Consider the following 20,233-nt stretch of genomic DNA (forward strand, 5'->3'; position numbering starts at 1 on the left):
AATGCCGAGCAGCGGGGCAGGTCGGGCGGTTTCACCCACTCGTGTGGAGGTCCGCGGATCGGCCGCCGGGGGCCCGGTGCGTGCGGAACTGTTCTTCGGGTGAGTGGAGTTGCCCCCAGGTCGCGGGTGCGGCGGGTCGGGATCAAGTATCTGACGCTGCTTGGTGTGGGGATCGTGGGGGCGCTGCTGGTCGCGCCGCATGTCGAGGACCCGGCGACGGTGGTCGCGGCACTGCTGCCGACGCTGGCGGGTGCGTATCTGGCCTGGTGCGCCTATCGGGCGGACCGTCTGGAGGCGGCCGCGGTGACGGATCCGGGGGCCGTGGCCGACCGGCTCGCCGTCGCCGTGCGGCGGCAGTGGGAGGCGGAGACTCAGGCGCGGCGGCTGGCGGATCCTTATCCGTTGCCGGTGGCCTGGCGAGGCGCGGATCCGGATCTGGCCGAGGTCACGGACGGTCTCGCGGGCCGGGACGACGAGATCGGCGCCGTCTTCGGCGGGCGCGTCCCTGATCGGCGGCTGCTGGTCCTGGGTGATCCGGGCTCGGGCAAGACGCTCCTGCTGGTCCGGCTCGTGCTGACGCTCATCGAGGGGCGCGCGCAGGGCGGTCCGGTGCCGGTGCTGTTCCCGCTGGCCTCATGGGATCCGGCCGTGATGGATCTGCGGGGCTGGATGGAGCGCAGGCTGGTGCAGGACCATGCCGAGCTGGGGGTGGCGGCGCCGGGTGAGTACGGGGAGACGACGCTCGCCGGGATGCTGCTGGACCGGCGTCTGGTGCTGCCGGTCCTTGACGGGTTCGACGAACTGCCCGCCGCGACGAACGGGTTGGCGCTCCACCGGATCGCTGAGGCATTGCCGTACGGCTACGGGCTGGTCCTGTCGAGCCGTCCGACGGAGTACCGGGCGGCGCTGCAGCCCCGGACGGGGGTGCCGGCGCGGCTGACGGGGATGGCGGGCATCCGGCTGGAGCCGCTCGGCGCCGGGGATGTCGCCGCGTATCTGCTGCGGGATGCGGGCGGGAGCGGAACTCCGGCTGCCGCGCGGTGGGAGGCGGTGGTGGCGGAGCTGGGCACGGCCGCGCCGGTGGCGGGGGCACTCGGCAGCCCGTTGATGGTGTCGCTGGCGCGGTCCGTGTACAACCCGCGCCCGGGGGAGACAGCGGGGGAGCTTCCGGATCCCGGCGAGCTGCTGCGGTGCGCTACGCGCAGGGCGGTGGAGCGGCATCTACTCGTTAGGTTCGTCGACGCGGCCTACCGGCCGCATCCGCGGCGGCCGTGTCGTTGGTCGGCAGGGGAGGCGCGCGATGCCCTGCGGCTTCTGGCACGGCGGATGGAGCGTGGCGCCGACGGGGCGGCGGAGGTCGCCTGGTGGCAGCTGCACCGCATCGTGCCGGGCGTGTTGCCACGGGTGCTTGCGGGGGTTTTGCTCGGAGCCCTGGCTTGGCTGGTCGAAGGCGTAGCCATGGAGCTGGGGAGCCAGTTCGCCCCCAACCCGCTGTTCATTCCCTACTGGGAAGAGCGGGGCGGCCTCGGAGTCGTGGCGGCCGGTATGTGCGGGGGACTGGTGTGCGCGCTCGGGGCGAGCGTCACGATCTTGCTGTTGTGCTCGGCTGCCACCAACGACCTCTCCCTCGCCTTCGTGGCGAATCGCCTGGCCGATGGTGGCGTGCTGGCGTTGGGCGGCGTCATGCTTGCAGGCTTCGCCCACGGCGCCCGGTCGAATCTGCGTCGGCCGGCCGCTTGGAACCGGCAGACGCTCCTGACGGGTGCCATGGCCGCGGCTCTCTACGTGCTGGCGTTCCACAACGCCTGCGGCACAGCCAACGCACTTGTCTACGGGGTGGCCGCGAGTGTCTTCGGAGCGGACGGCATGATCGCGGATCCCGTCTCTCCCGTCGCCCGGGTCCGGTGGCACTGGAGCAAACGGGGCATCTTCATGGGGCTGTTGGGTGGGATGATGCTCGGCGGCGGCGTTCTGCTCGAGGGCCTGCTGGCCGATGTTCTCTCCGGGGGATCCAGCCGTGAGTACATCGCACCCTCCGAACCTCTCGAAGCGATGTGGGCCGCCGAACAAGTTGCCGCGGTGTACGCGGTTGCGTGCCTGCTCGTGAACGGACTGCGGGCGGTGCCGATCGATCTGGGAACATCGGCCGACGGTCAGGTCCTCCTGGCGAACGACCGTCGAACATTGGGCACCTGCGTTCTCACCGCGGCGCTGCTCGGCACCGCGGTGATCGGTACGCAGGGCTGGTGCGCCAAACTCTTCGGTTCGACGCGTGTATGGGGCGGGGGCACCACTGGCGCGTACCTGTGGCTCTACATCGTCGGCCTGGTCCCCGCTGTGCTCATCGCCGTGGCCATCGGCATCCGCCAGTCCGCCTGGTGCCATTACGCGGTTGCCCGCTGCTGGCTCGCCCTCCGCTGGAAGTTCCCGTACGACCTCTGGGGGTTCCTCGCCGACGCCCACGACCGAGGCATCCTCCGCCGCACCGGCGCCGTCTACCAGTTCCGCCACATCGAGCTCCAGCACCGCCTCGCCGAAGCCGACCGTTAGGTCACAGCGTCGACCGCAACCACTGCTCCACGCTGGCGATATGCACCGTCGCCCAGGACCGCGCCGCCTCCCCGTCCCGGTCCCGCAACGCCTCCAGGATCGCCCGGTGTTCGTGCAGGGTCCGACTGACCGCGTCCTCCTGGGTCAACCCCCGCCAGATCCGCGCCCTTGTCGTCGGCCCCGAGAGCCCGTCGAGGAGCGAGCACAGTACGGAGTTCCCGGAGCTCTGCACGATGCCCCGGTGGAACTCCAGGTCGCAGGCGACGAGTTCCTCCACCGACGGTTCGGTGCCGAGCTTGTCCAACTGGTTGGCCAGCGCGTCCAGTTGCTGCTCGCTGATCCGGGACGCGGCCATCGCGGTGGCGGCGGGCTCCAGGATGCGGCGCACGGCGAGGAACTCCAGCACCGTGTCGTCGCGGTGGAAGTCGACGACGAAACTCAGCGCCTCGAGGAGCAGCTGAGGGTCGAGGCTGGTGACGTAGGTGCCGTCGCCCTGCCGTACGTCCAGGATCCGGATCAGCGACAGGGCCCGCACGGCCTCCCGCAGGGAGTTGCGGGACAGCCCCAGCTCCGCGGCCAGCTCACTCTCCTTGGGGAGCCGGTCGCCGGGGCGCAGCGCGCCGGAGACGATCATGCCCTTGATCTTCTCGATCGCCTCGTCGGTGACAGCCATGGCCCGCCTCCCTGTCGTTCGCGATGTCCCGCACGATGCCGACACGAGGCCGCGCAAGAGACATCCGATGTCTCAGCTCACATTATGGGGCCTGTTCAGAGGAGTGCCTCCAGATCGGCGATCACGGCCGCCTCGTCGAGCGTCGTCAGCACCCGGTCCCGCATCAGAATCCGCCCCTCGACCACCGTGTCCCGCACGTCCGCCGAGTGCGCCGCGTAGGCGAGCGTGGACCACGGTTCGTGCAGCGGGCGCAGGTGCGGTGCGTTCAGGTCGAGCACGATCAGGTCGGCCCGCTTGCCCGCCTCCAGAGAGCCCAGCTGCTCCCCGAGCCCCAGCGCCCGCGCGCCCTCGACCGTCGCCATGCGTACGGCCCGCTCCGCGCCGACCGCCGTGGGGTCGCCGCCCGCCTTGTGCACTAGCGCCGCCTGCCGCACCGCCCCCAGCACGTCCAGGGTGTTGGAGCTGACGGCCCCGTCGGTGCCGAGCCCGACGGTCACCCCGGCGCTCAGCAGCCGCGGCACCGGAGCGATGCCGCAGCCCAGCTTCAGGTTCGACACGGGGCAGTGGGCGACGGACGTGCCGGTGCGGGCCAGCGCCGCGATCTCCGGCCCGGTGAGCTCCACGGCGTGTGCGAGCAGCAGGTCGGGGCCGAGGAGCCCGAGGGAGTCCAGCAGCTCCACCGGGCGCTTGCCCCAGCGCACCTCGACGGTGGCCACCTCGGTCCCGTTCTCGGCGGCGTGGATGTGCAGCAGCGCCCCGAACTCCCGTGCCAGCGCGGCGATCTCGGTGAGCTGGTCGGGGGAGAGGGTGTAGGCGGAGTGCGCGAAGACGACGGGACGGCGGCCGTGCCGGGCCGGGCCGCGCGCCTCCAGGTCCCGGCGGGCCCACGCCAGCCGGTCCTCGTAGGCGAGCTTGTCCGGCGGCTCGGGGACGTCCATGAAGGTGGGCCCGGTCAGCAGCCGCCAGCCCGTCTCGCGGGCCGCCTGCTCGGCCGCCTCGTGGAACCAGTACATGTCCAGCGCCGAGGTCACCCCGGCCCGTACGCTCTCGGCCACCGCCAGCCGCACCGCCGCCGCCACGTTCTTCGGCGTCAGCAGCTCGGCCTCCCACCGCAGCACCCGCTCCAGGAAGCCCTGGAGGGTGACGTCGTCGGCGCGGCCCCGCAGCAACGTCATCGCCAGGTGGGTGTGGGCGTTGATCAGGCCGGGGAGGACCAGGCAACCCGACGCGTCGATGGACTCCCGTGCCGTGAACCGCGTACACAGCTCCTCGGCGGGACCCACGGCGACGATCTCACCCTCGTCGACCGCGACCGCCCCGCCCCGTACGACGGTTCCGGCCTCGTCCACGGTCAGGACATCACCGCCGTGAACCAGCAGATCGATCGGATCGATGCTCACAGCTCGTTCCCCTCCGCCAGCAGCCGCAGCGCCTCCAGCGACACGACGGCGCCCCTCTCGACACCCGCCGCGACGACCTCGCGGTGCGGGTCGTAGGCGCTGGTGCCCGCCTCGTCCACCAGCTCGTCCGCGTTCGCCCCGTCGATCACGAGGACTCCGCCCGCGACCAGCCCCCGCAGCGACGCCGTCACCAGCAGTGCCGACAGCTCCATCTCGATCGCCGCGAGCCCGGCACCGTCGTAGGAGAAGAGCGGGATGAGCCCCGGCTGGAAGGCCGCGCGGGTCCACACGATCCCGCGGTGGTGCGGGGCACCCGCCTCGCGCGCCGCCCGCTGGAGCGCCAGCACCGCCTCCGGCGCGGCGACCGCCGGGTACTCCGGCGGCAGCAGCTGCTGCGTCACGCCGTCGTCCCGTACGGCCGCCTCCGCGATGACGAGGTCGCCGTCGCCGATTCCCGGCCGCATCGCCCCCGCCGTACCGAACCGCAGAATCACCTGTACGCCTGCGTCCGCCAGCTCCTGGAACAGCAGGATCGCGCCCGGCCCGCCGACCCCGTGCGAGGCGACGGTGACCGGCACGCCCTTCCAACTCCCGCTGAAGACACGGTATTCGCGGTGGTACGACACCTCTTCGGCACCGTCCAGCAGCGCGGCGACGGCCGCCGCGCGGGCCGGGTCGCCGACGACGATCGCGTGCGGCGGAAGTCCGGTGCGGGGTATGCGGGTGACGGGCAGCAGGTCCTGGGTCATGAAGCGGCTCCGCAGGGACGGGGGCGGGTGCGATGGCGGCGTGCCGTCGTGAGGAAGAGGGCGCCGAGCGTGACGACGTACGGCGCGGCGTCGGTCGCCTGCTGCGGCAGGCCGAGGCCCTGGAGACGGAAGCCGGCCGCCTCGGCGAGGCCGAACAGCAGGGCGGCGAGCAGGACGCCGAGCGGCAGGGCGCGGCCCAGCATGACCGCGACGACGGCGATCCAGCCCCGGCCCGCGGTCATGTTCTCGGAGAACAACGTGACGTTGCCGAGGGCGAGTTGGGCCCCGGCGAGCCCGCACAGGACACCGGAGACGAGGATGGCGCCGTACTTGTACTTGGCGGGGCTCACGCCCAGCGTCGCCGCCGCGTCCGGCGCCTCGCCGACCCCGCGCAGCCTGAGCCCCCACACATGCCGCGACAGCAGCAGCGCCGCCACCCCGACCGTCGCCCAGGCCAGATAGGCGAGCGGTGTGAAACCGCCGACCAGTGGCAGCCCGGCCAGTGCCGGGTCGTCGAAGGTGCCCTGGACGCCGAAGACCGTACGGAGGAGGAAGCTGGTGAGGCCCACCGCCAGCAGGTTCATGGCGATGCCCAGCACCACCGCGTCCCCGCGCAGTGTCACCGCGCCCACCGCCAGGATCAGCGAGTACGCCGCCGCCGCGAGAGCCGCCGCCAGCACGCCGAGCCACGGGCTGCCGGTGAACCAGCTCGTGGCCACGGCCGTGAAGCAGCCCATCAGCATCATGCCTTCGAGGCCGATGTTGAACACGCCCGCCCGCTCGCACAGGGCCCCGCCCAGCGCGGCCAGCAGGATCGGGGTCAGCGCGCGCAGCGCCGACATCAGGAGATCGGAGTCGAGGAACATCACACCGCCTCCTTACGACGGTTGAACCAGCGGCCGGGGAAACGCAGCCGGGCCGCCAGGAACACGATCACGATCGCCTGGAGGACCTGCGTCAGCTCCCGCGGCACCTCGGTCGTCCGCTCCATCGCGAGCCCGCCGACCTGGAGGACGGCGAAGAAGAACGAGGCGATCAGCGTGCCGAGCGGAGCCGCGGCCGCCAGCAGCGCGGCCGTCAGACCCGTCCAGGTGTAACCGGGCGCGGTCAGCGAGCCGTCCACGAAGCGGTACGGGAAGCTCAACACCCCGATCGCGCCCACCAGTCCGGCGAGTGCGCCCGAGACGGACAGCAACTTCAGGGTCAGGGCGCGGCGTTCGACGCCCGCGTAGGCGGAGAAACGCGCGTTGAGACCCGTCATCCGTATCTCGTACCCGATCGCGGTGCGCCGATCCGTGAACCAGTACGCCGCCGCCGCGAGCACGACGAGCACGAGCCCGACGGTCACCGTCGACTCCCCGAACGCGGGCAGAGCAACGCCGTCGGGCAGTGCGCGGGTCTGCGGGAGGCTGGAGCCCGGTTCCTTGAGCGGATAGCGGGCCAGGTAGGAGGCCAGGGACACCGCCGGGTAGCTCAGCAGCAGGCTGCTGACCAGGAGCGGGACACCGAGGTGGTTCTCGCACAGGGCGGCCAGCACGGCGTACGCGGCGCCCGCTGCCATGCCGGCTAGCAGCGCCAGTACCACGGTGAGCGGCGCGGGCAGCGGGGAGTACAGGCCGGTCACCGCAGCGGTGATGCCGCCCAGCACCAACTGGCCGTCCCCGCCGAGGTTGATGAGCCCGGCGCGCAGCGGGATCGCCAGCGCGAGGGCCATACCGAGCACGCTGGTGCCGGTGGTCAGGGTGGAGCCGATGCCGTCGGCGCCGAGCGCGCCGGTCAGGACCGCCTCGTAGGCCGCGATCGGGTCCGCGCCGGTGCCGACGAGGAAGAGCGCGCCGATGAGGACGCCCGCGAGCACGGAGAAGGTGATGGGGGAGCGCAGGGCTCCCGCTGTGCGATCGAGTCTCATGTCAGTCAGCGGCCTTCACTTGCGCGCGGGTGTCGCCGCCCGCCATTGCCAGCCCCAGCGTCCGTTCGTCCGCCTCGTCCTTGGTGTACGACGCCGCGACCCGGCCCTCGTACATCACCAGCACCCGGTCGGCGAGCCCCCGGATCTCGCTCAGCTCCGCCGAGACGAGCAGCACGGCGTGACCGGCGTCGCGGTAGGCGATCAGCTGGTCGTGGATGTTCTGGATGGCGCCGATGTCGACCCCGCGGGTGGGCTGTTCGACGAGCAGCAGCGGTGCGTCATGGGCGAGTTCGCGGCCGATCAGCAGCTTCTGCAGATTGCCGCCCGACAGCGCGGAGGCGGGCACCTCAGGGGTCGACGTCTTGATGCCGAACCGCTCGACCAGCCTCTTCGCGTGCGCCCGGACGGCCGTCGGCGGCAGCAGTCCTCGGGAGGAGAGGGACGTGCGGTGGTGGCCCATCGCGAGGTTGTCCGCGACCGAGGCCGCGGGCGCCGTACCGACCGCGTGGCGGTCCTCCGGGACGTACGCCAGTCCCTTGGCGCGGCGCTCGGTGGCCGAGGCATGGGTGATGTCCGCGCCCTGGAGCGTGACCCGCCCGGCCGTGGTCGGCCGCAGTCCGGCCAGCGCCTCGACCAGCTCGCTCTGCCCGTTGCCCGCGACGCCCGCGATGCCGACGATCTCCCCGGCGTGCACGGTCAGATCGATGCCGTTCACGGCGTCGGTGGCCAGGCCGGCCACGTCGAGGACCACCTCGCCCGGCGTGCCCGGCGCGTGGATGCGGTCCAGCTCGACCGTCCGGCCGGTCATCGCGGCGGCGATCTCGTCGGCGGAGGTCTCCGCGGTGACCAGGCGGGCGACCACCCGGCCGTCCCGCAGCACGGTCACCCGGTCGCTGCCTTCGAGGACCTCGCGCAGCTTGTGCGTGACAAGGATCACCGTACGGCCCTCGGCGGCCAGCGACTTGAGCACCGCGAACAGGGCGTCCGCCTCGGCCGGCGTGAGCACGGCGGTCGGCTCGTCGAGGATGAGCGTACGGGCGCCCCGGTGCAGCAGCTTGAGGATCTCCACGCGCTGGCGCAGGCCCACCGGAAGGTCCCCGACCCGCGCGTCCGGGTCGACGGACAGCCCGTGCTCCTCGGCGAGTTCACGCACCCGGCGGCGGGCGGCGGCCCGGTCCACCAGACCGAAGCGGCGCGGCTCGGCGGCGTACACGACGTTCTCGGCGACGCTCAGCGAGTCGAACAGCTTGAAGCTCTGGTGGACCATGCCGAGCCCTGCGGCCATCGTGTCGGAGGGGCTGGCGAAGCCGGATTCGACGGTCTGCCCGTCGATCCGGATCGAACCGGCGTCGGCGCGCTCCATGCCGTACAGCACCGACATCAGCGTGGACTTGCCCGCGCCGTTCTCGCCCATCAGCGCGTGGATCTCACCGCGCCGGACGGTCAGGTCGACGGCGTCGTTGGCGAGCGTGCCGGGGAACCGCTTGGTGATTCCCCGGAGCTCGACCGCCACGTCCTCGGGATCAGCTTGCGGCGGGGTCATCGACCGTCAGCTTCCCGGCGACGATCTGGTCGCGCAGCGCCTCGACCTGCTTCAGGACGTCCTTGTGGTCGGCGATCACGCACTTCGACGAGTCCACGCCGTCCTCCAGGCCGGTGAGGCTGATGCCGCCCTCCTTCAGGCCGTACGAGACGGTCGTGCCCGTCTTGCCGTCGAGGACCGCCTCGATGCCCTTCTCCACGGCGACGTCCGTGCGCTTGATCACGTTGTCGACTACCGTGCCGGGTGCCGAGACGCACTGGTTGACGTCGACGCCGTACGCGTACGCGCCCTTGGCCTTCGCCGCCTCGAAGACGCCGTAGTTTCCGGCCGCGGCGGCCGCCATGATCTGGTCGTAGCCCTTGGCGAGCAGGGAGTTCGCCTGTTCCTTGGCGCGGGCCGAGTCGTCGAAGGGGGACTGGCCGCCGACGAAGCGCGTGGACGTCTCCGTCTTGGCGGCGACCTTCTTGGCTCCGGCCGCGAACGGGTCGCTGTAGCGCCGGAACTGGGGCGTGTCGAGGACGTCGACCGCGCCGACCTTGCCCGACTTGCTCAGCAGGCCCGCCTCTGCGCCCGCGAGATAGACGCCCTCGTGCTCGCGGAATACCGCGCAGCTCACGTTCTTGTACGTCTTCGTCGTGCAGGCGTCGACGATCAGGAACTGCTGCTTCGGGTTCTTCTCGGCCTGCTGGGCGACGAGGTCGGCGAACTCGAAGCCGACCAGCACGATGACGTCCGGCTTGGCGTCCACCGCGGCCTGGACGTTCTGCTGCTGGGAGGCCGTGTCCGTGGACTCGTACACCTTCTGCGACCCGTCGTGCTGCTTCGCCGCGTCCTCGACGCCGCTGACGGCGAGCTTCAGGAACTCGTTCTGGCCGACGGCGTCGGGGGTCACGAGCGTGAAGGACTTCCCGCTGCCGCCGCTCGCGCTGTCGGCGCTGTCCTTCTTCGCGGCGGCGTTGCAGGCGGTGGCCGCGGTGACCACGAGCGCGGTGGTGGCGGCGAGTTGCAGGGAACGGCGGAATCTCGAGGGCATCGGGGACCTTCCGGGGGTGCGGCAAGGAGCGCTCGACGGTGAGCGTGGTGACGTGAGGTGGGCGACGGGGGCCGGGGCCGAGGTGGGGGCGGCTCGGCGGCTCAGGGGCGAGTCAGGGTCGACAGCCGTCGCCGGCGCACCGGCCGAAGTCAAGGAAGCGGCGCCTGGTGAGCAGCACTCGTCCTCCCTCGTCTCGACTGATGGGCTGCGGGTGGGTGGACTGTACACCCGACATTCGGACATGCGCCCGACTGTCTCGAACTGTGGTTCTTCAAGGTCATGTACCGTGGCGAGACCCACAGGAACAGCAGGAGTGTCCTTTATGTCCCAGGAGTTGCGTGCCGTCCACTGGACCGGAAACAGCCTTGCGCTGATCGACCAGACCCTGCTTCCGCAGCGCACCGAGACGATGGATGTCCGCGATGTGGACACCCTGGTCGACGCGATCAAGCGCCTCGTCGTGCGCGGCGCGCCGGCGATCGGCGCGGCGGGTGCGTACGGCGTCGCGCTCGCGCTGCTCCAGGGTGAGCGCGAGGGCTGGTCGGCCGACGAGGTGCGCGCTGCCGTGGCCCGCGTCCGTGCGGCCCGGCCCACCGCCGTCAACCTCATGGTGTGCGTGGACCGCGTCATGACCCGCTTCGACGAGGGCCTCGACGCCGTACTGGACGAGGCCGCCGCCGTGCAGCGCGAGGACATCGAGGCCAACCGCGCCATGGGTGCGCACGGCGCTGAGTGGCTGCTCGAACGCGTCGGCGTCGAGCGGCCGTTGCGCATCCTCACCCACTGCAACACCGGCGCGCTCGCCACCGCCGGGTGGGGCACGGCACTCGGCGTCATCCGGGAACTGCACGCGCGGGGCCGCCTGGAGGTCGTGTACGCCGACGAGACGCGCCCGCTGCTCCAGGGCTCCCGCCTGACCGCCTGGGAGCTGGCCCAGGAGGGCATCCCGCACTACGTCCAGGCCGACGGTGCCGCGGCCGGCACCATCCTGCGCGGCGAGGTCGACGCGGCGATCGTCGGCGCCGACCGCATCGCCGCGAACGGCGACACCGCGAACAAGGTCGGCACCGTGGGCGTCGCCCTGGCCTGCGCGGACGCCGGTATCCCGTTCCTGGTGGCGGCGCCCACGACGACCGTCGACCTGGACACGAAGACCGGCGACGACATCCCCATCGAACTCCGGGGCGAGGACGAGGTCCTGGAGTGGGGCGGCATCCGCACGGCTCCGGCCGGGTCGCGCGGCCACAACCCGGCATTCGACGTGACGCCGGGGCGCCTGGTCACGGGCCTCGTCACCGAGCGCGGGGTGCTTCAGGTGTCGGCGGGGGAGCTGCCGGGGGAGCGGCTGCGCTGAGCGTCCGCGACCGCAGAACCCCGACCGCGGCGCCGACCTATACTCCGGACCCATGACCGACGCTGTGACCTCCCCGGACGCGGATCTGGTCGGCGCCCTGAAGGCGCTGGCCAACCCGGTGCGGTTGCAGCTGCTGGTGTGGCTGCGTGAGCCCGAGCGGCACTTCGCGCAATACGAGGCGATCGCGGACCCGGTCGAAGTGGGGGTCTGCGTGAGTCATATCCAGGCCAAGGCCGGGCTGGCCCAGTCGACGGTGTCGGCGTACATGGCCGAACTGCAGCGGGCGGGGCTGGTGCGGGCGACGCGGGTGGGCAAGTGGACCCACTACAAGCGGGACGAGGAACGCATCGCCGAGCTGCTGGCCCAACTCGGGCGGACGCTCTAGGGGTTGGAGCAGGCGCGCACGCGGTCGGCCTGTTGCGTTTCATATCGAGAATCTGCGATATTTCGATGCATGGAGAATCCGGGCATGCGGAAACTGGGCACCTTCGGCATCTACACCTTCGACTTCGAGCACCAGCCGGCCGCTTTGGTGCGTGACTCCGTGCAGGAGCTGGAACAACGGGGATGGCGGGCGGTGTGGTTCCCCGAGGTCGGCGGGCGTGAGGCGCTCACTCAGGCCGGGTATCTGCTCTCCAGTACCGAGCGCCTGCACGTCGTCAACGGCATCGCGCAGATCTGGCAGCGGGAGGCGAGCGCGACCCACGCCGCGAGCGTGCTGCTGGCCGACGCCTACCCGGGACGGCATGTCCTGGGCCTGGGATTCGGCGGCGTACGACGCCCGGGGGTCAAGCCCCTGGCCGCCATGGCCGAGTACCTCGACGAACTGGACACGCTCACCAAGGAGTCACCCAACCCGGCGCCGCAGACCCCGCTCCGCCGCATCCTGGCCGCGTACGGCCCGAAGATGCTCGCCCTGGCCCGGGACCGCTCCGCCGGCGCCCACACCTACCACGTCAACACGGCCCACACCGCCCAGGCGAGGGAGATCCTCGGCCCCGACGCGTTCCTCGGCGTCGAGCACCCGGTGCTCTTCGAGCCGGACCCCGACAAGGCCCGCGCCGTGGCCCGCGAGCACCTGGGCCCCTACCTCAACACCCCGTACAACATCGCCAAGTTCCGCCGTCTCGGCTACTCGGACGACGAGATGGCGCACGGCGGCAGCGACCGGCTCGTGGACGACCTCGTGTTCTGGGGGGACGTGGACGCGGTGGCGGACAAGCTGCGCGCCCACGTCGAGGCGGGCGCCGACCAAGTCGCCGTACAGGTCATCGGGACGGAGCCGGGCGGGTTCCGCGATGCCGCACTGGCGGCGGCTGGGGGAGGCGCTGCTCGGGCGCGGCGGCCCGGACGCGTAGAGCAAAGCCGGCCGCGGTTCGGCCGCGCCCCGAAGGGGCGCGGGGCTGTGTCGATATGCGGCTCCGCCGCGCGGGCGCGACCAGCCACGATGGCGCCGCAGCCGAACGACGGCACATCGCGGCACTTCTGGCGGAGCGCCTAGCGCTGAGCCAGCTCCAACTCCAGCAGCCACTCCACCACTTCGGTGTGGTGCCGGGCCTGGCGTGGGTCGGCGCCCCAGACGTACAGGCCGTGTCCGGCCACGACCACCGCGGGCATACGGGGGTCGCGCGCGGCCTCCAGGCGGTCGCCGAGGACCTTCATGTCCTGGCTGTTGGCGATGACCGGCAGGGTCACCTCCACGTCGTGGGCCGGCTGGCCGACGCCCTTGAGCATCTCCACGTCCTTGAAGACGATGCCGCCGGGCTCGCGGCGCCCCATCGCCACGGACGCGACCGTGTGGACGTGGACCACGGCCCCGGCACCGGTCAGCGCGGCCACGCGCGCGTGCAGTTCCGCCTCGGCGGACGGCTTGCCGCCGTGCACCGCGGCGCCCAGGTCGTCGACCAGCACGACGTCCGCGGGCGTCAGTTCGCCCTTGTCGTGGCCGCTGGCCGTGACCGCGAGCCGCAGCGGGTCGCGGGACAGCACCACGGACAGATTGCCGGAGGTGCCCCGCATCCACCCGAAGGAAGCGAACCGGGCGGACTCGGCGGCCAGCACCGCACCCGCCTTCTCCAGGTCGACTTGGCTGATCTCGGCGGTCACGTGCTGCTCCCGGAGGTGGTGATGGTGATCTCGTCGAACGTCCCCGCCTGCGCGTGGTCGCCGACACCCTGCTCGTAGTACGGCTCCCCGGGCCGCCGGACACCGACCGTCCGCCAGCCCGCCGCGCGGGCCGCGTCCAGCTCGCCGGGGCGGTCGGAGAGGAAGAGGAGACGGGCGGGCGCGATGCCGGTCGACTCCGCGATACGGCGGTACGACTCCGGTTCCTGCTTGGGGCCCGCGTTCTCGGTGTCGTACAGACCCGAGACGAGCGACGTCAGATCGCCCTCCGGGCTGTTGGTGAACCATGCCCGCTGGGCCGCCACCGACCCGGACGAGTAGACGTACAGCCGTACGCCTGCCGTGTGCCACGCCCGCAGACGCGGTACGACGTCGTCGTAGAAGTGCGACACGAGGTCGCCGCGGGCGAAGCCCTCGGACCAGATGATGCCCTGGAGGGTCTTCAGCGGGGTGGCCTTGCGGTCCTCGTCCAGCCAGGCGCCCAAGGCCTTCTCGACCGCCTCCGCGTCGGCTTCCGGATCGCCCGTCAGCTCCCGCACCTGGGCGACCGCCCGCGCCACCTCCGCATCACCGCCGCGCTCGGCCAGCAGCGCGCCGAACCGAGCGCGCGAGTACGGGTACAGCACGTCGACGACGAACCCGGTGGCGCTCGTGGTGCCCTCGATGTCGAGCACCACGGCGTCCACGTCGTACGTCAGGTCCCGCACGCTCACGCGGTCGCCTTGTCGGCCTCGTAGCCGGCCGCGATCGTGTCGTAGTCCGGGAAGCGGGAGGCGATGGTGGAACCGGTGAAGTTGCCGATCCAGCCGTCCTCCTCGTGGAAGAAGCGGATCGCGGTGAAGGACGGGTTCGTGCCCATGTCGAACCAGTGCGTCGTGCCGCGCGGCACGCCCAGCAGGTCGCCCTTCTCGCAGAAGACCGCGTGCACCTCGCCGTTCACGTGGAGGTAGAAGATGCCGGAGCCGGAGACGAAGAAGCGGACCTCGTCATCGTCGTCGTGCGTGTGCTCCTGGAGGAACTTCTCGCGGGCCGCCTTCGCCTTCACCGGGAACTCCGGGTCGTCGCTGGGGTGCAGGCCCAGAACGTCGACGGTGGTGAAGCCCTCCTCGGCGTTGAGCCGGTCGATCTCCGGGCCGTACGCCGCGAACACGGTGTCGCTGTCGGCGTCGAACGGCACGTCCTCGCGGACCGGCCACTGCTCGTAGCGCACGCCCAGCGGCTTCAGGGCCTCGGCGATCTCGGCGGGGTCCGAGGTGCGGCGGGTCACGGTCTCCGGTCCGGACTCGGGCCAGGTCGTCAGCAGGGTCATGGGGCAACTCCTGGAGCTGGAAGGGGGGCCGGGTACCGAGACAAGCACCCGGAGGGGGAGGCGGGAAGGGCGCAGTGGCGGAAGGCTGATCAGCGCCGGTCAGCCACGACACCGCGCGCCGGGACAGCACCGCATGCGGGGCATGCGCATCGCTGTCGCGCGGGGAGTCGTCATCAGGGCCTCACTGTGCCGGTTCGGGGTGCCGGTTCCGTGATCGTAACTCCGTCGAGACTCCGTCGCCGTGTCGACAGGGTGTGACGTAGTCGTTGTCTCACGTGGTGAGAAACCGCTTCCATCGCTTTGACGCGTGGCTGAAATCGTTCCCATGATCTCCGTATGAAGACGCTGCTGCTCGTGCGGCGGCTGTACGTGGACTTGCTCCGGTCGACCACAACCAGCTGTCGCTGACCTCATCCGGAGCCTCACGCGCCCGCCTTTCGCGGGCCGCCCGCCACCGGCCGTGCCTCGGCGCGGGCCGCGACCGGCCGCACCGGCCGCTCGCGCAGCGGTGTCCCCAGCTCCGGGTCGAGCAACTCCCCGCCCTTTCCTCGCACCTGGAGCTCCGTCATGTCCCGTGTCCGCCTGCCCCTTGCCGCGCTCAGCCTGGCCTCCGTCTCCGCCCTCCTCCTCGCGGGCTGCTCCCAGTCCACGGACGCCTCCAAGGACTCCGGCAACACCGCCGCCTCGGCCTCGGCCGCCACCGCCGAGAAGCCCGCACCGTTCAGCAAGGGCACCGTCAAGGTGGCCCTGGTCCGGCAGAGCGGCGCCGGCGACTACTTCGAGCAGTGGGGCAACGGCGCCAAGGCACAGGCCAAGGCCCTCGGGATCGACCTGACGGTGTACGACGCCCAGGCCGACAACGCCAAGCAGGCCACCGACCTGTCCTCGGCCATCAACTCCGGTGCGCAGGCCATCATCATCGACCACGGGTTTCCGGCCACTATCCAGCCCGAGATCGACAAGGCCGTGAAGAAGGGCATCAAGGTCGTCGTCTACGACGTCGAGACCTCCACCAAGGGCGTCGTCAGCACCAAGCAGAACGACGCGAGCATGGCGCAGGCCGTCCTCGACGTGATGGCGAAGCAGGTAGGCAAGGACGCCAAGGTCGGCTACGTCAACGTCGCCGGATACGCCGCCCTCGACAAGCGCGACAGCGTCTGGAAGTCGACGGTCGACGCCCAGGGCTGGAAGCAGGAGTTCAAGGTCGGCAAGGTGACCGACTCCACCGCGACCGACAACGTGCCGCTGGTGTCCGCAGCCCTCACCCAGCACTCCGACGTCGCCGGCATCTTCGCGCCCTACGACGAGCTCGCCAAGGGCACCGTCCTCGCCGTCCAGAACAAGAAGCTCCAGGACAAGGTGAAGGTCTTCGGCGCGGACGTCTCAGGCGCCGACATCCAGAACATGACCGCCGCCGACAGCCCCTGGGTCGCCACGGCCGGCACCGACCCGTCCGCCGTCGGCGCCGCCGTCGTCCGTACGGCCGCCCTGGAGCTGGCCGGTCAACTGAACAAGACCTCCGTCGAGTTCCCGGCCGTCGCCATCACCCAGGACTTCCTGCGCGAGAAGAAGATCGAGAACATGGACCAGCTGCGCGAGGCGCTGCCGGCGCTGAACCTGGCCGACGTCAGCACCGCCGACTGGATCGCGAATGTCGCCCACTGACACCAGCAGTGCTCAGGCGGCCGTCAGTCTGCGGGACGTCGGCAAGTCCTTCGGCGGCAAGACGGTCCTCGCCTCCGTCTCGCTCGACATCGCCCCGGGCAGCGTGGTCGCGCTGCTCGGCGCGAACGGGGCCGGCAAGTCCACGCTGATCAAGATCCTGTCGGGCGTGCACACCGACCACAGCGGGGAGGTGCGCCTCGCCGGGGAGCCCGCCGCTCTCCACTCCCCGCTCGCCGCCCGCCAGTTGGGCATCCAGACGGTGCACCAGCGCATCGGCGAGGGCATCGTCCCCGGCCTCACGGTCGCCGAGAACCTCGTCTTCGAGGAACTGGCACAGCAGCGCGGCAACCCCTTCCTGGGCGGACGCCGCGTGCTCGCCCGCGCCCGCGAGATCCAGGCCGCCCTCGGCCTCGACTGGAGCGACGGGGTGCTGCGCGCCGACGTCACCGAACTCGGCGTGTCCGACCGCCAGTTGCTGATCCTGGCCCGCGCCCTGGCCACCCGCCCCCGGCTGCTGATCCTCGACGAGCCGACGTCGGCGCTGTCGGCTGCCGAGGCGGAGCGGCTCTTCGCGCTCGTCGAGCGGATGCGGGACGACGGCATCGCGGTGCTCTACGTCTCCCACCGCCTCGGCGAGATCGACGCCCTCGCGGACCGGCTGGTCGTCCTGCGGGACGGGCGTCTCACCGAGGACCAGGCCAAGCCCTTCGACTGGGACGCCGCCCTGCGCGCGATGCTCGCCCAGGCGCAGGAGGCGACGGCGGCACGCCCGGTCCGGGAGGGCGGGCAAGGGGAAGCGCGAGCCGAAGCGCAGGGGGATGTCGCCCTGTCGCTGCGCGGCGTGCGGCTCTTCGAGGGCCGGGCACCCCTGGACCTCGACCTGCGCGCCGGTGAAGTCACCGGCGTCGTCGGCCTGCTGGGCGCGGGCAAGACCGAGCTGGCCCGGGGCCTGTTCGGCGCCGAGCCCTTCGCAGCGGGCGCCGTCGAGCTGAACGGCAGGCCCTACGAGCCCCGCCGCCCCGCCGACGCCATCCGGGCCGGCGTGCACCTGGTCCCCGAGGACCGGCACGCCGACGCCCTGGTCCCCGGCTGGTCGCTGGCCCAGAACATCTCGCTGCCGTTCCTGAAGTCGCTGTCCCGGCTCGGGCTCGTCAACACGGCGAGGGAGGACACTCTCGGCCGCGACACCATCGACGCACTCGGCGTGGTCGCCCGCGACGAGCACAGCACCGTGGAGGAGCTGTCCGGCGGCAACCAGCAGAAGGTGGTCGTCGGCCGCTGGCTCGCGCGGCAGCCTCGCGTCCTCGTCCTGGACGAACCCTTCCGGGGTGTGGACATCGGCGCCCGCCGCGACATCGGCCGCCGCGCCCGGGCGCTGGCCGCCGAGGGGGCCGCCGTCCTCGTCCTGTCCGCCGACGTCGACGAGGTGCTGGAGGTCGCCGACCGGGTCGTCGTGCTGGCCGCCGGCGAGGTCCACCTCGACGCGTACGGCGAAGACGCGGAACGCGACCGCGTCATCCAGACCATCTCGGCGTCCGTCTGACGCCGGCCCGCCCCCACGAAGTCCAGGGAAGCACCCCATGACCACCACCCAGAGCACCGAGGTCCCCGCCAAGGCGGCGATCCCGCCCGCGACCTCCACCGCCGTGCGCGTCCAGAACGCCGTCATCAAGTACGGGTTCATCTTCGTCACGGTCGCGCTCTTCCTGTACTTCGCGCTGAGCGAGGGCTCGTTCCGCGAGTCGGCGACCCTCCTCGACACCCTCCGCTACGTCTCCGTCGCCGCCATCCTCGGCCTCGGCGTCACCCTCACCATGGCCGTCGGCGGAATGGACATGTCCGTCGGAGCGGTGGCCGGACTCGGTGTCTCGGTCGCCGCGCACACCATGGTCGTCCTCAACCAGGTCGGCACCGTAGCGATCCTCGCGGTGATCGCGGCGGGCGCGCTGGCCGGCCTGCTGAACGCCTTGCTGATCGTCGTCCTGAGAATCCCCGACATGCTGGCCACCCTCGGCACCATGTTCGTCATCCAGGGCGCCAAGCTCATCCTGGTCGACGGCCAGTCCATCACCCCCGGCATGACGATGTCCGACGGCACCACCGCGCCCGGCAGGTTCACCGACGGCTTCCTGCGCATCGACCGCGGCACCATCCTCGGCATCCCGATCTCCGTCCTGATCTTCGGCGCGCTGACCGTCGTCGCCTGGGTCTTCCTCGCCCGCACCCGCTGGGGCCGCGTCCTGTACGCCATCGGCGCCAACCCCGAGGCCGCCCGCCTGGCCGGCATCCGCGTCGGCGCCTACCGCGCCCTCGCCTACGTCCTCTCCGGCGTCCTCGCCTCGATCGGCGGCCTGATCCTGGCGTCCCGCATCGGTCAGGGCGATGTGTCCGCCGGCACCTCGCAGCTGCTGGAGGCGGTCGCGGTGGCCCTCGTCGGCACGTCCGTCCTGGGCCGGGGCCGCCCGAACGTGTGGGGCACGGCCCTCGGCGCGGTGCTGATCGGCATCATCACCACCGGCCTGACCATCAAGGGCCTGCCCTACTACACCCAGGACGTGGTCGAGGGCGCGGTCCTCATCCTCGCCCTGGTCTTCAGCTTCACCCTGTCCAAGCGCCGTAGCGCATAAGGAAGTTCGAGGAGTTACCGCGATGGGCTACCGCATCCTGGAGACCGACGACATCCCCGGCTACCTGCACGAGCGAGGCCACTGGGCGGACCTGGACGACATCCGGGTGCGCGAGGTGTCGGACGGCAACATGAACCGCGTCTTCCTCGCGTCGTCCGCCGACGGCACCCGCAGCCTCGCCCTCAAGCAGGCCCTGCCGTGGGTCCGCGTCGCCGGGCCGTCCTGGCCGATGAACCCCGACCGCGCCGACGCCGAGGCCCGGGCCTACGAGCAGGTCGCCAAGGTCGCCCCGGACAAGATCCCGGCGATCCACGGCTACGACCCCGAGAACTACGCCCTCGTCATGGAGGACATGTCCGACCTGGAAGTGCTGCGGACCCTGCTGAACGACGGCGCGTCGTACGGCCCCCACACCTCGGCGGGAATCGGCGAGTTCGTCGCCCAGCTCTCCTTCGCCACCAGCGATTTCGGCATGCCGTCGGCCGACCGCAAGGCCCTGATCGCCGCCTCGGTCAGCCCCGAGCTGTGCAAGATCACCGAGGACGTGGTCCTGTCCGAGCCGTATATCGAGCACGAGCACAACCACTGGCACGAGGGCCTGGACGACCTGGCGGCGGAGTTCCGCGCCGACGCCCGCCTCCGCACCGAGGTCGCCGACCTCCGCCACACCTTCATGACCAGCGCCCAGGCCCTCCTCCACGGCGACCTGCACACCGGCAGCGTCATGGTCGGTGAGCGCGAAGACGCCCCCGTGGTCCGGGTCTTCGACCCGGAGTTCTCCTTCGTCGGCCCGATCGGCTACGACCTCGGCCTGTACTGGGCCAACGCGCTGGTGTCGGAGGAGCGGGCGCGTGCCCTGGGGGCGTTGAGCGACCACGGCGACCAGCTCGCACTCTCCTGGGAGGCGTTCGAGACGGAGTTCCGGCGGCTGTGGACGACCCGCGTCGACACCTTCTTCGACGACGCCTACCTCGACCGCTTCCTGCGCCGCGTGTGGACGGAGTCGCTGGGCTTCGCGGGCACGGAGATCGTCCGCCGCATCATCGGCTTCGCCCATCTGACCGACCTGACGACGCTTGAGGACCCGGTGCCGGCGTCCCGGAGGGCGCTGCTGATCGGCCGCGAACTGATCGTCCGCCGGGATGAGTTGAACGCCCCGAACGCTGTAAGGGCGGTAGTGCAGCCAACCTGATAGGGGCGCGGGGAACTGCGCGAGCAACCCCACGCACCCGCAGACGACATACAACCACCGCATACGAAAGGGGCGGCTCCGTCGGCATGGAGCCGCCCCTTCCGG

The 20,233-nt window shown here is 71.5% G+C and carries 19 protein-coding genes; 8 read left to right on the forward strand and 11 right to left on the reverse strand.

Annotated elements, in window-relative coordinates; all coding sequences use genetic code 11:
* Window positions 1-165: 165 nt before the first annotated feature.
* Entirely contained in the window at window positions 166-2,550 is a 2,385-nt protein-coding gene (locus BLU79_RS47640) for an NACHT domain-containing protein (RefSeq protein WP_218137824.1), read from the forward strand.
* A gap of 1 nt (window position 2,551) precedes the next feature.
* On the opposite strand, the gene BLU79_RS40635 is transcribed toward BLU79_RS47640, so the two are convergent.
* From BLU79_RS40635 to BLU79_RS40665, 7 genes are all read right to left on the reverse strand, one after another.
* A complete protein-coding gene (locus BLU79_RS40635; protein WP_093911069.1) occupies window positions 2,552-3,223 on the reverse strand; it encodes a FadR/GntR family transcriptional regulator in 672 nt (223 codons plus the stop codon).
* A 95-nt stretch (window positions 3,224-3,318) separates the two neighbouring features.
* Window positions 3,319-4,623, reverse strand: a complete 1,305-nt coding sequence (locus BLU79_RS40640) for an amidohydrolase (RefSeq protein WP_371132035.1) — start codon at window positions 4,621-4,623, stop codon at window positions 3,319-3,321.
* Window positions 4,620-5,372 (reverse strand): nucleoside phosphorylase, encoded by a 753-nt coding sequence (locus BLU79_RS40645; protein ID WP_093911070.1) that lies wholly within the window; start codon window positions 5,370-5,372, stop codon window positions 4,620-4,622. Before BLU79_RS40645 ends, BLU79_RS40640 begins: the two co-directional genes overlap by 4 nt.
* Window positions 5,369-6,238: an ABC transporter permease gene (locus BLU79_RS40650; protein ID WP_093911071.1), complete on the reverse strand. Its 870-nt coding sequence runs from the start codon at window positions 6,236-6,238 to the stop codon at window positions 5,369-5,371. Before BLU79_RS40650 ends, BLU79_RS40645 begins: the two co-directional genes overlap by 4 nt.
* Entirely contained in the window at window positions 6,238-7,281 is a 1,044-nt protein-coding gene (locus BLU79_RS40655) for an ABC transporter permease (RefSeq protein WP_093911072.1), read from the reverse strand. Before BLU79_RS40655 ends, BLU79_RS40650 begins: the two co-directional genes overlap by 1 nt.
* A gap of 1 nt (window position 7,282) precedes the next feature.
* Window positions 7,283-8,824, reverse strand: a complete 1,542-nt coding sequence (locus BLU79_RS40660) for an ABC transporter ATP-binding protein (protein WP_093911073.1) — start codon at window positions 8,822-8,824, stop codon at window positions 7,283-7,285.
* Window positions 8,805-9,857: a BMP family ABC transporter substrate-binding protein gene (locus BLU79_RS40665; RefSeq protein ID WP_093911074.1), complete on the reverse strand. Its 1,053-nt coding sequence runs from the start codon at window positions 9,855-9,857 to the stop codon at window positions 8,805-8,807. The genes BLU79_RS40660 and BLU79_RS40665 overlap by 20 nt, the downstream gene beginning before the upstream one ends.
* A gap of 322 nt (window positions 9,858-10,179) precedes the next feature.
* On the opposite strand from BLU79_RS40665, the gene mtnA reads away from it, so the two are divergent.
* The 3 genes from mtnA to BLU79_RS40680 all read left to right on the forward strand — a co-directional run bounded on the left by mtnA (window position 10,180) and on the right by BLU79_RS40680 (window position 12,712).
* Window positions 10,180-11,211 (forward strand): S-methyl-5-thioribose-1-phosphate isomerase, encoded by a 1,032-nt coding sequence (gene mtnA, locus BLU79_RS40670; protein WP_093911075.1) that lies wholly within the window; start codon window positions 10,180-10,182, stop codon window positions 11,209-11,211.
* Between the two features lie 52 nt (window positions 11,212-11,263).
* Window positions 11,264-11,596: an ArsR/SmtB family transcription factor gene (locus tag BLU79_RS40675; RefSeq protein ID WP_093911076.1), complete on the forward strand. Its 333-nt coding sequence runs from the start codon at window positions 11,264-11,266 to the stop codon at window positions 11,594-11,596.
* Between the two features lie 69 nt (window positions 11,597-11,665).
* Window positions 11,666-12,712 carry a TIGR03620 family F420-dependent LLM class oxidoreductase gene (locus BLU79_RS40680; RefSeq protein WP_218137825.1) on the forward strand — a complete coding sequence of 349 codons (1,047 nt, stop codon included), beginning with the start codon at window positions 11,666-11,668 and terminating at the stop codon, window positions 12,710-12,712.
* Here the strand turns inward: BLU79_RS40680 and mtnB are convergent.
* The 4 genes from mtnB to BLU79_RS48450 form a co-directional block, all read right to left on the reverse strand.
* Window positions 12,709-13,317: a methylthioribulose 1-phosphate dehydratase gene (gene mtnB, locus BLU79_RS40685; protein WP_093911077.1), complete on the reverse strand. Its 609-nt coding sequence runs from the start codon at window positions 13,315-13,317 to the stop codon at window positions 12,709-12,711. The genes BLU79_RS40680 and mtnB overlap by 4 nt on opposite strands.
* Window positions 13,314-14,048, reverse strand: a complete 735-nt coding sequence (mtnC, locus tag BLU79_RS40690) for an acireductone synthase (RefSeq protein ID WP_177001362.1) — start codon at window positions 14,046-14,048, stop codon at window positions 13,314-13,316. The genes mtnB and mtnC overlap by 4 nt, the downstream gene beginning before the upstream one ends.
* A complete protein-coding gene (locus BLU79_RS40695) occupies window positions 14,045-14,644 on the reverse strand; it encodes a 1,2-dihydroxy-3-keto-5-methylthiopentene dioxygenase (protein ID WP_093911078.1) in 600 nt (199 codons plus the stop codon). The genes mtnC and BLU79_RS40695 overlap by 4 nt, the downstream gene beginning before the upstream one ends.
* Window positions 14,645-15,066: 422 nt before the next feature.
* Window positions 15,067-15,213 (reverse strand): hypothetical protein, encoded by a 147-nt coding sequence (locus tag BLU79_RS48450; RefSeq protein ID WP_177001363.1) that lies wholly within the window; start codon window positions 15,211-15,213, stop codon window positions 15,067-15,069.
* On the opposite strand from BLU79_RS48450, the gene BLU79_RS40700 reads away from it, so the two are divergent.
* From BLU79_RS40700 to mtnK, 4 genes are read left to right on the forward strand one after another with little or no spacing between them, the layout of a single operon-like run.
* Window positions 15,212-16,309 (forward strand): substrate-binding domain-containing protein, encoded by a 1,098-nt coding sequence (locus tag BLU79_RS40700; protein ID WP_093911079.1) that lies wholly within the window; start codon window positions 15,212-15,214, stop codon window positions 16,307-16,309. The two genes, BLU79_RS48450 and BLU79_RS40700, sit on opposite strands and share 2 nt — an antisense overlap.
* Window positions 16,296-17,852, forward strand: a complete 1,557-nt coding sequence (locus BLU79_RS40705; RefSeq protein ID WP_093911080.1) for a sugar ABC transporter ATP-binding protein — start codon at window positions 16,296-16,298, stop codon at window positions 17,850-17,852. Before BLU79_RS40700 ends, BLU79_RS40705 begins: the two co-directional genes overlap by 14 nt.
* 37 nt (window positions 17,853-17,889) lie before the next feature.
* On the forward strand, window positions 17,890-18,936 hold the full coding sequence (locus BLU79_RS40710) for an ABC transporter permease (RefSeq protein WP_093911081.1): 1,047 nt from the start codon (window positions 17,890-17,892) through the stop codon (window positions 18,934-18,936).
* A gap of 22 nt (window positions 18,937-18,958) precedes the next feature.
* A complete protein-coding gene (gene mtnK, locus BLU79_RS40715) occupies window positions 18,959-20,128 on the forward strand; it encodes an S-methyl-5-thioribose kinase (RefSeq protein WP_093911082.1) in 1,170 nt (389 codons plus the stop codon).
* Window positions 20,129-20,233 lie beyond the last annotated feature (105 nt).

Source organism: Streptomyces sp. cf386 (genome assembly GCF_900103585.1).
Lineage (GTDB): Bacteria > Actinomycetota > Actinomycetes > Streptomycetales > Streptomycetaceae > Streptomyces.